The 11,798-nt window shown below is 68.7% G+C and carries 6 protein-coding genes; 4 read left to right on the forward strand and 2 right to left on the reverse strand.

Features of this window, described 5'->3' with window-relative positions:
- Positions 1-8: 8 nt before the first annotated feature.
- Entirely contained in the window at positions 9-3,287 is a 3,279-nt protein-coding gene (locus tag AO501_RS30615; RefSeq protein ID WP_055581335.1) for an arabinosyltransferase domain-containing protein, read from the forward strand.
- Positions 3,284-6,592, forward strand: coding sequence for an arabinosyltransferase EmbB (gene embB / locus AO501_RS30620; RefSeq protein ID WP_082658939.1), 3,309 nt, complete (start codon positions 3,284-3,286; stop codon positions 6,590-6,592). The genes AO501_RS30615 and embB overlap by 4 nt, the downstream gene beginning before the upstream one ends.
- Before the next feature lie 122 nt (positions 6,593-6,714).
- On the opposite strand, the gene AO501_RS30625 is transcribed toward embB, so the two are convergent.
- Positions 6,715-8,514, reverse strand: coding sequence for a serine/threonine-protein kinase PknD (locus AO501_RS30625; protein WP_055581337.1), 1,800 nt, complete (start codon positions 8,512-8,514; stop codon positions 6,715-6,717).
- 21 nt (positions 8,515-8,535) lie between these two features.
- Positions 8,536-9,993: an arylsulfotransferase family protein gene (locus AO501_RS30630; RefSeq protein WP_063892959.1), complete on the reverse strand. Its 1,458-nt coding sequence runs from the start codon at positions 9,991-9,993 to the stop codon at positions 8,536-8,538.
- An 89-nt stretch (positions 9,994-10,082) separates the two neighbouring features.
- Between AO501_RS30630 and AO501_RS30635 the strand changes: the two genes are divergently transcribed.
- Both AO501_RS30635 and AO501_RS40415 read left to right on the forward strand, forming a co-directional pair.
- Complete coding sequence (locus AO501_RS30635; RefSeq protein ID WP_055581338.1) at positions 10,083-10,955, forward strand: SGNH/GDSL hydrolase family protein; 873 nt, start codon at positions 10,083-10,085, stop codon at positions 10,953-10,955.
- Between the two features lie 321 nt (positions 10,956-11,276).
- Positions 11,277-11,798, forward strand: a 522-nt coding sequence (locus tag AO501_RS40415; protein WP_269435194.1) for a PE family protein, incomplete at its 3' end; no start/stop codon positions are given.

Genomic DNA, 11,798 nt, shown 5'->3' on the forward strand with positions numbered 1-11,798 from the left:
CGAGCCTCGTGTCCCCCGACGGTAATGAGCGGTCCCACCGGATCGCCCGGTTAGTAGCCGTCGTCTCCGGCATCGCCGGTCTGGTGCTGTGCCTGCTGGTTCCGCTGCTTCCGGTGCGACAGACCACGGCGACCGTGCTGTGGCCCCAGGGCACCACCCCGGACGGCAACATCAGCCAGATCACGGCTCCGCTGGTGTCGGGCGCGCCGCGCGACCTCGACATCTCCATTCCCTGCTCGGCGATCGCCACCCTGCCGGCGGCCGGCGGTCTGGTGGTGTCCACGCTGCCCTCCGACGGGTTCCAGACCGGCAAGCACGGTCTGTTCGTGCGGGCGAACAAGGACTCCGTCGTGGTGGCGTTCCGCGACACCGTCGCCGCGGTCGCACCCCGCGCCCAGATCGCGGCGGGCGGTTGCAACGTGCTGCATGTCTGGGCCGACGCCGGTGGCGCTGGCGCGGACTTCGTCGGGATCCCGGGCGCCGCCGGTCGTCTGGACCCCGAGAAGAAGCCACAGGTCGGTGGGATTTTCACGGACTTGAAGGTGCCCGCACAGCCCGGGTTGTCGGCCAGGGTCGACGTGGATACCCGGTTCATCTTGCAACCCACCGCGCTCAAGACGCTGGCGATGGTGCTGGGGGCGCTCGCGGTGCTGGTCGCCATCGCGGCCCTGGCGGCGCTGGACCGCCTGAGCAGGGGTGACACATTGCGCGGCTGGCGGCCCCGGCTGCCGAGGTTCAGGGCCGGTCTGGCCACCTGGCTCGCGGACGTCGTGGTGATCGGGACCCTGCTGCTCTGGCACATCATCGGCGCCACCTCATCGGATGACGGCTACAACCTGACCATCGCGCGGGTGGCGCCGAAGGCCGGCTACAACGTCGACTACTACCGCTACTTCGGCACCACGGACGCACCGTTCGACTGGTACTTCGGGGTGCTGTCCAAGCTGGCCGCGGTCAGCACGGCGGGGGTGTGGATGCGGCTTCCCGCCACTCTGTCCGCCATCGCCTGCTGGCTGCTGATCAGTCACTTCGTGCTGCGCCGCCTGGGCCCGGCGCGGGGCGGGCTGGGCGCGAACCGGGTCGCGGTGTGGACGGCGGGCGCGGTATTCGTCGCGGCCTGGATCCCGTTCAACAACGGGCTGCGACCCGAACCGCTGATCGCGCTGGGCGTCATCCTGACCTGGATTCTGGTGGAGCGCTCGATCGCGCTGGGCCGGTTGGCGCCCGCTGCCGTCGCGATCATCGTCGCCATGCTCACCGTGACCCTGGCCCCGCAGGGGCTGATCGCGGTGGCTCCGCTGCTGACCGGCGCCCGCGCCATCGCCCAGGCGATCCGGCGCAGGCGCGACACCGACGGCCGGCTGGCGCCGCTGATCACCCTGGCCGCGTCGTTGTCCCTGATCACCGTCGTGGTTTTCCACAGCCAGACGCTGGCCACCGCCGCTGAGTCGGCGCGCATCAAGTACACGGTCGGGCCGACGATCGCCTGGTACCAGGACTTCCTGCGCTACTACTTCCTGACCGTCGAGAGCAACGCCGACGGCTCGATGTCGCGCCGGTTCGCCGTGCTGGTGCTGCTGCTGTGCATGTTCGGGATGTTGTTCGTGTTGCTGCGCCGCGGTCGGGTGGCCGGGCTGGCGACCGGGCCGGCGTGGCGGTTTGTGGGCACCACCGCGATCGCCCTGCTGCTGCTGACGTTCACCCCCACCAAGTGGGCCATCCAGTTCGGCGCGTTCGCCGGGCTGGCCGGTGCGCTGGGCGGGCTGACGGCGTTCACCGTCTCGCGGATCGGACTGCACAGCCGGCGCAACCTGGCGCTCTATGTCACCGCGCTGCTGTTCGTGCTGGCCTGGGCGACGTCGGGCATCAACGGCTGGTTCTACGTCGGCAACTACGGCGTCCCGTGGTACGACATCCAGCCCGTCGTCGCCAGCCACCCGGTGACGTCGATGTTCCTGACGCTGTCGATCCTGACCGGGTTGCTGGCCGCCTGGTACCACTTCCGGATGGACTACGCCGGGCACACCGAGGTGAAGAACAACCGGCGCAACCGGGTGCTGGCGTCCACGCCGCTGCTGGTGGTGGCGGTGATCATGGTGGCGGGCGAAGTCGGTTCGCTGGCCAAGGGCGCGGCGTTCCGGTACCCCCTCTACACCACCGCCAAGGCCGACCTGGCGGCCATCACGTCACCGAACAGCTGCGCGATGGCCGACGACGTGCTGGCCGAGCCCGACTCCAATGCCGGGATGCTGCAGCCCGTTCCGGGCCAGGAATTCGGTCCCGACGGTCCGCTCGGCGGCGTCAATCCGGTGGGCTTCAAGCCGGAGGGCGTCGGCGACGACCTCAAGTCCGACCCGGTGGTGAGTAAGCCCGGCGTCGTCAACTCCGACGCCTCCCCCAACAAACCGAACGCCGCTATCACGGACTCCGCCGGAACCGCCGGCGGCAAGGGGCCGGTCGGCGTCAACGGCTCGCACGCCGCGCTGCCCTTCGGGCTGGACCCCGCGCGCACTCCGGTGATGGGCAGTTACGGCGAGAACAACCTCGCCGCGCGCGCCACCTCGGCGTGGTACCAGCTGCCGGCCCGCCGGCCGGACCGGCCATTGGTGGTGGTCTCGGCCGCCGGCGCCATCTGGTCCTACAAAGAGGACGGCGACTTCATGTACGGGCAGTCGCTCAAGCTGCAGTGGGGCGTCGCCAAGCCCGACGGCAGCACCCAGCCCCTCGGTGAGGTGTTCCCGATCGATCTGGGACCGCAGCCGGCCTGGCGCAACCTGCGGTTCCCGTTCGCCTGGGCTCCGCCGGAGGCCAATGTGGCGCGCATCGTGGCCTACGACCCGAACCTGAGCTCCGAGCAGTGGTTCGCGTTCACGCCGCCGCGGGTGCCGGAGCTGGAACCGCTGCAGCGGCTGATCGGGTCGCAGAGCCCGGTGCTGATGGACATCGCGACCGCGGCGAACTTCCCGTGCCAGCGGCCGTTCTCCGAGCACCTCGGTATCGCGGAGTTGCCGGAGTACCGCATCATGCCCGACCACAAGCAGACCGCCGTGTCGTCGAATCTGTGGCAGGCCGCTTCCACCGGGGGGCCGTTCATGTTCACCCAGGCGCTGTTGTGGACGTCGACCATCTCGACGTATCTCAGCGGCGACTGGTACCGCGACTGGGGCTCGGTCGAGCAGTACCACCGGCTGGTCCCCGCCGATCAGGCACCCGAAGCCACCGTCCAGCAGGGCGTCACCACAGTGCCCGGCTGGAGCCGGCAAGGACCGATTAGGGCCCTCCCATGAGCAGTCCCAGCAGTCCCCCCGCGAGCTCCGCCGGCTCCCCCGCGAGCTCCGCCGGCTCCCCCGCGAGCAGTCGCAAAATCGCACAAAACTCGGCCGCTTCACGCGAGTTTGTGTCTGCTCGCGAGACGAAGGTGACCCGGTGGGTGGCGACGATCGCCGGGCTGATCGGGTTCCTGCTGTCCGTCGCCACACCACTGCTGCCGGTCGTGCAAACCACCGCGATGCTGAACTGGCCGCAGAACGGCCAGCTCAACAGCGTCACCTCGCCGCTGATCTCGCTGACCCCCGTCGACTTCAAGGCGTCGGTGCCGTGCAGCATCGAGCGCGACATGCCGCCCAGCGGCGGCGTCATCCTGGGCACCGCGCCCAAGCAGGGTAAGGACGCCAACCTCAACGCCCTGTTCGTCGTCGTCAGCGCACAGCGGGTCGACGTCACCGACCGCAACGTGGTGATCCTGTCGGTACCGCGGGACCTATTGCGGTCGCCGCAGTGCGAGCGCATCGACATCAGCTCCACCCACGCCGGGACGTTCGCGGAGTTCATCGGGCTGAAGGACCCGCGCGGCGCCCCGCTGCGCAGCGGTTTCCCGGACCCGAACCTGCGCCCCCAGATCGTCGGGGTGTTCACCGACCTGACCGGCCCGGCGCCGCCTCAACTGAGTCTGTCGGCAACTATCGACACCCGGTTTTCCAGCACGCCGACCACGCTGAAGCTGCTGGCCATGGTCGGGGCGATCGTGGCCACCATCGTCGCCCTCATCGCGCTGTGGCGCCTTGACCAGCTGGACGGCCACCGGATGCGGCGCTGGATCCCAGCGAACTGGCGCACCTTCACCTTGCTCGACGGAGTGGTGATCTTCGCATTCCTGTTGTGGCACGTGATGGGCGCCAACTCCTCGGACGACGGCTACATCCTGGGCATGGCGCGCGTCGCCGACCGCGCCGGCTACATGTCCAACTATTTCCGCTGGTTCGGCAGCCCCGAGGACCCGTTCGGCTGGTACTACAACCTGCTGGCACTGATGACGCACGTCAGCGACGCCAGCATCTGGATGCGGCTGCCGGACCTGGTCGCCGGGTTGCTCTGCTGGCTGCTGCTCTCCCGCGAAGTGCTGCCCCGACTCGGCCCGGCGGTAGCCGCCAGCAAACCCGCCAACTGGGCGGCGGCGATGGTGCTGCTCACCGCGTGGATGCCGTTCAACAACGGCCTGCGGCCCGAAGGCATCATCGCGCTCGGATCGCTGGTGACCTATGTGCTGATCGAGCGGTCGATGCGCTACAGCCGTCTGACGCCGGCGGCACTGGCCATCATCACTGCGGCATTCACCCTCGGCGTGCAACCCACCGGGCTGATCGCGGTCGCCGCCCTGGTGGCCGGTGGTCGTCCGATCCTGCGGATCTTTGTGAAACGCCGTCGCATGGTCGGCACGTTGCCGCTGCTGTCACCGATGCTGGCCGCCGGCACCGTCATCCTGACCGTTGTGTTCGCCGACCAGACGCTGTCGACGGTGCTGGAAGCCACCCGGGTCCGCAGCAAGATCGGCCCCAGCCAGGCCTGGTACACCGAGAACCTGCGTTACTACTACCTGTTCCTGCCGACCGTCGACGGTTCGCTGTCGCGCCGGTTCGGCTTCCTGATCGCCGCGCTGTGCCTGTTCACCGCGGTGTTCATCATGCTGCGCCGTAAGCGGGTGCCCGGGGTGGCCCGCGGGCCGGCGTGGCGGCTGATGGGTGTCATCTTCGGCACCATGTTCTTCCTGATGTTCGCGCCCACCAAATGGGTGCATCACTTCGGTCTGTTCGCCGCGGTAGGTGCGGCGATGGCGGCGTTGACGACGGTGCTGGTGTCGCCGTCGGTGCTGCGCTGGTCGCGGAACCGGATGGCGTTCCTGGCCGCGGTGTTCTTCGTGGTGGCGTTGTGTTTCGCCACCACCAACGGCTGGTGGTACGTATCCAGCTACGGTGTGCCGTTCAACTCCACCATGCCCAAGCTCGGTGGAATCACGGTCAGCACAGTCTTTTTCGCGCTGTTCGTGCTGGCGGCTGTCTATGCGGCCTGGCTGCACTTCGCGCCGCGGGGCAGCGGCGAGGGGCGGGTGGCCCGCCTGCTCACCACCGCCCCGGTGTCGCTGGCGGCCGGCTTCATGGCGCTGGTGTTCGTGGCGTCGATGGGGATCGGGATCGTCCGGCAGTACCCGACGTACTCCAACGGCTGGTCTAATCTGCGGGCGTTTGCCGGCGGCTGCGGACTGGCGGACGACGTACTGGTCGAGCCGGACACCAACGCGGGCTTCATGACGCCGCTGCCCGGCAATTACGGACCCCTGGGTCCGCTGGGCGGCAGCGACCCCGTCGGCTTCTCCCCCAATGGGGTGCCCGAGCACACCGTCGCCGAGGCCATGGTGATGAAGCCCAACCAGCCCGGCACCGACTACGACTGGGACGCTCCCACCAAGTTGAAGACGCCCGGCATCAACGGCTCGACCGTGCCACTGCCCTACCAGCTCGACCCGGGTCGGGTACCGCTGGCCGGCACCTACACCACGGGCGCCCAGCAGCAGAGCCGGCTGGCGTCGGCGTGGTACCAGCTGCCCAAGCCCGACCAGGCTTCCCTGGAGAGCCATCCCCTCGTCGTCATCACCGCCGCCGGCAAGATCGCCGGCAACAGCGTCCTGCACCACTACACGTCCGGCCAGACCGTGGTGCTGGAGTACGCGCGGCCCGGACCCGGTGCGCTGGTGCCCGCGGGCCGGATGGTGCCCGACGACCTGTACGGCGAGCAGCCCAAGGCGTGGCGCAACCTGCGCTTCGCCCGGGACAAGATGCCCGCCGACGCGGTGGCGGTACGGGTGGTGGCCGAGGACCTGTCGCTGACGCCGGAAGACTGGATCGCGGTCACGCCGCCGCGGGTGCCGGAGCTGCGGTCGCTGCAGGAGTACGTGGGTTCGACGCAACCGGTGCTGCTGGACTGGGCCGTGGGGCTGGCGTTCCCATGCCAGCAACCGATGCTGCACACCAACGGTGTCACCGAGATACCGCGGTTCCGCATCACCCCGGACTACAACGCCAAGAAGCTGGACACCGACACCTGGGAGGACGGCGTCAACGGCGGTCTGCTGGGCATCACCGACCTGCTGCTGCGCGCCCATGTGATGGCGACCTACCTGTCGCGTGACTGGGCCCGCGACTGGGGGTCCCTGCGCAAGTTCGACACGCTGGTCGATGCGCCGCCGGCGCGGCTGGACCTGGGCGAGGCGACGCGTAGTGGTTTGTGGTCCCCGGGGCAGATCCGGATCAAGCCCTAACGCGGCGACGATGCAGCCCTGTGTGGCGCCATCGTCACCGAGCCTGTATTTCCGCAGGCCGCCACTCGACTTCCGCACCAGATTTACCGGCTCGACGCGGCGGCGAGGTGACCCGCAGCGGGTCACGACTTGGGTAGCTTCAGCACCCTGTTCTTGCCGCTCTCGGCGACGTAGAGATTGCCGGCGCCGTCCACGGCCACCCCGCGCGGCCCGTCGAGGCTGGGGAACGGCAGCACCGTCTGGGTACTGGTCCCGGCTGCCAGCCGCACCACCCGACCGGTGCCGGCGTCGGTGACGAACACATTCCCGGACCCGTCCACCGCGACACCCCAGGGGTTGACGAGACCGAAGAAAGGCGCCGTCGTCTGGGCGCCGGTCGCGGCGATCAGCTTGATCACCCGGCCGTTGTCGAAGTCGGCGACGTAGACGTTGCCGGCGCCGTCCACCGCCACCCCCTCGGGGCCCTCGATCGCGGTGATCGGCAAGACCGTCTGCGCGCCGGTTCCCACCGCCAGTTTCAGCACGCGGTCTTTCAGCCAGTCGACGAGATAGAGATTGCCGGCCGCGTCCAGCGCTATCCCGTGCGGCCCACTGTGGTCGAGGGTCACCACCGTCTGCGTCCTGCTCCCGGCCGCCAGCTTCAGCACACGCTCGCCATGGGAGTCGGTGACATACACCGCCCCGGCGCCGTCGACGGCTATTCCGACGGCGTTCCTGAGGTCGCTGAACGGCAGCACGCTCTGCTCCAGGGTTCCCGCGTCGAGCTTCACCACCCGGTCGTTCCCGCTGTCGGCGACGTACACGTTGCCGGCGCCGTCCGCCGCCACCCCGAGTGGACCGTTCAGGCCGGCGATGGGCAGCACGACCTCGGACGCCGCCGGCGCCGGCGGCGGGGCCGGCTTCGATGCCGCCGAAGAATCGGGCGCCCGGGTGCCGGCGCTGTGGACGCGGACGGTAACGGTGACGACGACGGCCGCGACCAGAGTGACCAGGACGGCGCCGAGTGCGATCCGCGCCCGCGGGCTCATCCGGGTGAACAGCGGCGGCCTCGCCGCGACGGTCGCCGGGGCCGGGGTGGCGGCCAGGGTCGGGGCGCTGCTTGCGGTCTCGGGATCAAGCGGCGCTTCTCGGGCAGCGGCGGCCATTTCCGTGACGGTCTGGTACCGGTTGCCGGGCTCTTTGGCCATGCCTTTGGCGATGACGGCGTCAAGTTCGGCCGGCAGGTCGGGCCGGGTGGCCGACGGCCGCGGCGGCGGCAGTGTCAGGTGCGCGGTGACCTGACTCTCCAGCGATTCACCGGGGAAGGGCCGGTTGCCGGTGAGGCACTCGTACAGCACACACGTCAGGGCGTAGATGTCGGCGCGGGCGTCGGCTTCTTCGGCCATCAACCGCTCCGGTGCCATGTACGGCCAGCTACCGATCATCTCCCGGGAACCGGTCAGTCCGGCGTCGTCTGCGCCGCGGGCGATGCCGAAGTCGATCAGGTACGCGAAATCGTCCTCATCGACCAGGATGTTGCCCGGTTTGACGTCGCGGTGAACCAGCCCGACCTTGTGCGCGGCGCGCAGCGCCTGGGCTACCTGCTCGATGATGTGTACCGCCCGCTGCGGGGCCAGCGGTCCGCTCGACAGCGTCTCTTCCAGGTCGCGCCCCTCGACCAGCCGCATGTCGACATAAAGTCGGCCATCGATTTCGCCGTAGTGGTGGATCGGGATGATATGCGGGTTGTTGAGCTGCGCGGCCGCCTCCGCTTCGCGGCGGAACCGCTGCAGGAACGTCTGGTCGGTGGCCAGCTGCGGGGGCAGGAGCTTGATGGCGACGACGCGGTTGGTCTCCGTGTCATAGGCGCGCCACACCTCACCCATGCCGCCCTGGCCCAGAACGCTCTGCAACCGGTAGCGCCCGAAGTGCGTCGCCTGCACGGGATCACCATAAGCCCGGATTTAGCTCGCGTGGGGCAATGGCGGCGTCTGGCCCACGACATTGCCATCGGCGTCCAACGCCTGTAACTGGTAGTAGCCGTCGCTGGCGCCGTTCAGCGGCAGCGCCGTGTCATACCCGGCCCAGTCGACGGTGGCCAGCACCGTCATCGCGGAACTTTGCTGGCCGTGCCGCAGCCGCCAGCTGCGCACCGCGGTGGCTCCGTTCCACACGGCGTGCACCGTGTCGCCGGTGAAGACCATCCTCGGTGGCTCGACGGGGGTGGCGCTCCACTCGTTCAGGTAAGCGCGATAGGTGCCGCCGGCCAGGGCCACGTCGTAGAGCATGGTGCCGTCAGCGGCGAATTCGGCGATGTGTCCGGCCGTTCCCCAGCCGGAGAAGGTGCCGCCGCCGGGTAGTTGCTGCAGGTTGCCCATGGCGCCGCTGCTGAGTTTGTCCGGGTGGGGCTGCGCGCGCAGCAGCGTGGTGGTGCGCCCGGCCGGGTCCAGGCGGATCCACTTCAGGCTGCTCGGCACCGAGCCGCCGCCGGTCTGGCCGGCGTTGCCCTCGAAGTGGTTGTCGAACAGCGTGACCGTGTTGGCGTCGGGCATCTCCACGTCGTGCTGGTAGGCGAACTCGACCCCTTCGCCGAGCGCAAACGTCGACTGCCGCCCACCGAGTCGCCAGTTGACGGCGCCGGTGCGTGGATCGACGCTGAACACCGTGGACAACGCGCGCATGCTGATCAGCAGGTTGCCAGCGGGGTCCAGCGCGATCGAATTCATGTGGTAGGGGTCGAAAACCTGACCCTGGTTGTACTTTGCCGGGGAGTCGCTGACCGGCACGTGCGCGAGAGCATCCCATTGAAACAGCGTCTGGTGGCGTTCCACGTCGACCACCGAGGCGATGCAGTTGTAGATCCTGCCGTCCCTCGGGCCGCCGACGGCGCTGAGGTCGGTGACGACTTCCTGGTAGGAGGTGACCAGGGCGTGCCCGTCGGGTGTGAGCCGGAATTCATGGATGTCCGACGACAGCTCCCCGCCCGGGGTGACGGTGTCGATCACGTTGTAGCGCTCGTCGGCGATGTAGCTGAGGCCGAGTCCGTGGCCGCCCTGTTTGAGGCCTTGCCACCAGGTGAGCACCGGCTTGCCCTGATACGTCTGGACGCGCAGGTTTCCCGCGGTCTGGCCGGCCGGGAGCTCGCGCTGCCACACCACCCGTCCGGACTTGTCGGCGATGACCAGGACCACCGCTTTCGGCGCTCCGCCGGACGGGTTGGCCGCCGTGGTGCCCGAGACGTAGAAGACGTAGCCCGGTGCGCCACGGGGGTCGTCGACCTTGACGGCATACCCCAGCGGAGGGGACGACGTGCTCGAGGGCGCGGCGGGTTTGCTGTCCTGCGAGCCGCAGGCCGCCGCCGCGGCGGTCAGCGCGCCTCCCGCCGCGATACCGAATTGACGCCGTGATATCCCGCCGGCCATCGATCTCCTTCGACGAGTTCGCGTCTGCGGCTGTTACCGGGGCTATTAGATCAGCCGGTGCTTCGGGGCGGGATGAAACACTGGAAGGCATGTGGGCGAAGCGCATTGGCATCACCGTGCTGGTGAGCGTTGCGTCCTCCGGATGCGCGGCGACCCCGCCGGCCGGGCCGGGCTCGGCCGCCCGATCGAACTACGTCGCGATGGGTGATTCCTTCGCCGCCGCACCTGGTGTGCCCGAGCCGGCCGCCCCGCGCGGCTGCCACAAGTCCACCAACAACTATCCGGCCGTGCTCGCCCGCCGCCTGGACGCTGCCGCGTTTCATGACGTCACGTGCAGCGGAGCGACGACCGACGACGTCGTCAACCGCGAACAGCGGACAGACCACGGACTGATCCCCCGGCAACTGGACATGGTGGGGCCGCCGACGGACCTGATCACGATCACCATCGGCGCAAACGACGTGGGACTGGCCGGCGATGCGGAGTCCTGCGAGGTCAAGGCCGCCGACCCGAAGCCGTGCGCCGCCGCGTTCGTCGTCAACAACGTCGACCGTGTCTCCAGCAGCATCGGCGAGCAGGTCCCGGTGTGGGCCACGATGATCGACCAGCTGCGCGCCGACGCCCCCCGAGCACGCATCATCCTGGTGGGCTACGGGATCTTCGTCCGCCCCGGCGGCTGCTTTCCCAGCCAACCGCTGCTGCCCAACGACGCCAACTATCTGCAGGCCAAAGTCGACGAACTCGACGATCGACAACGACAACTCGCCAACGACAAGGGTGTGGAGTTCTTCGACACGCGGTCGATGTCCGTGGGTCATGACATGTGCGCGCCGCCAGGCGAGCGCTACGTGGAGGGCTACGTCACCGAAGGCAACAGCGTGCCCCTGCATCCCACCGCGCTGGGTGCGGTGGCGGTGGGAAATGCGCTGACCGACTATCTGGTGTTGTCGGAAAACCGGTAAGCGCGCCACCTGGCGAGCGCTGAAGCCACAATTCTGGAATCGCATTCCAATTGCGCTGATGTCCGCGCGAATACTGGCGATTTCCGCTCAGCGCGTGCAGATTTCGGCTAACCTCGCCATCGAGCGCATCGTGTCGAGCCCTGCGGGCGGGCTGAGACCAGCACGCTTTATCGAGGCGTGAAGAGCCAATCGCCTAAGGCAATCCTCCACCGAGTCGACGACGAAATCCTGCGCAGCGCGGCCTATCTGGCTTCCGGGTGCCTGTTCATGCCCGAGATAGCCTGTTGCCCAAGGGTTCCTGGTGAATTGAAGGGATCTTTTGTGTCTTTTGTCTTTGCTGCACCGCAGGAACTGACCACCGCTGCGGACCGGGTCGCGGCAATCGGGTCCGCGCTCGGATCGGCCAATCGGGCCGCGGCGGCCACCACCGGCGAAGTGGTCGCGGCGGCTGGTGACGAAGTCTCGGCCGCGATCGCGGCCGTATTTTCAAGCCAGGGCCAGTCGTATCAAGCGCTCAGCAGACAGGCCGCACTTTTCCATGACCAATTCATACGGTCATTGCTGACCGCCGGAGCCAATTACGGCATCGTAGAGGCGGCCAATGACGGTCTACTGCAGGGAATCGAAGCCGACCTTTTGGGTGTTGTGAATGCCCCCACCAACGCGATTCTGGGACGCCCGCTGATCGGCAACGGAGCCGACGGGGCCGCCGGCACGGGCCAGGCCGGCGGCGCCGGCGGAATTCTGTGGGGCAACGGCGGCGCCGGCGGCTCCGGCGGAATCAACCAGCCCGGTGGCCGGGGCGGGGACGGCGGGCTATTCGGCGCCGGGGGTGCCGGCGGC

The sequence above is a fragment of the Mycobacterium gordonae genome, assembly GCF_001417955.2.
Taxonomy (GTDB): domain Bacteria; phylum Actinomycetota; class Actinomycetes; order Mycobacteriales; family Mycobacteriaceae; genus Mycobacterium; species Mycobacterium gordonae_B.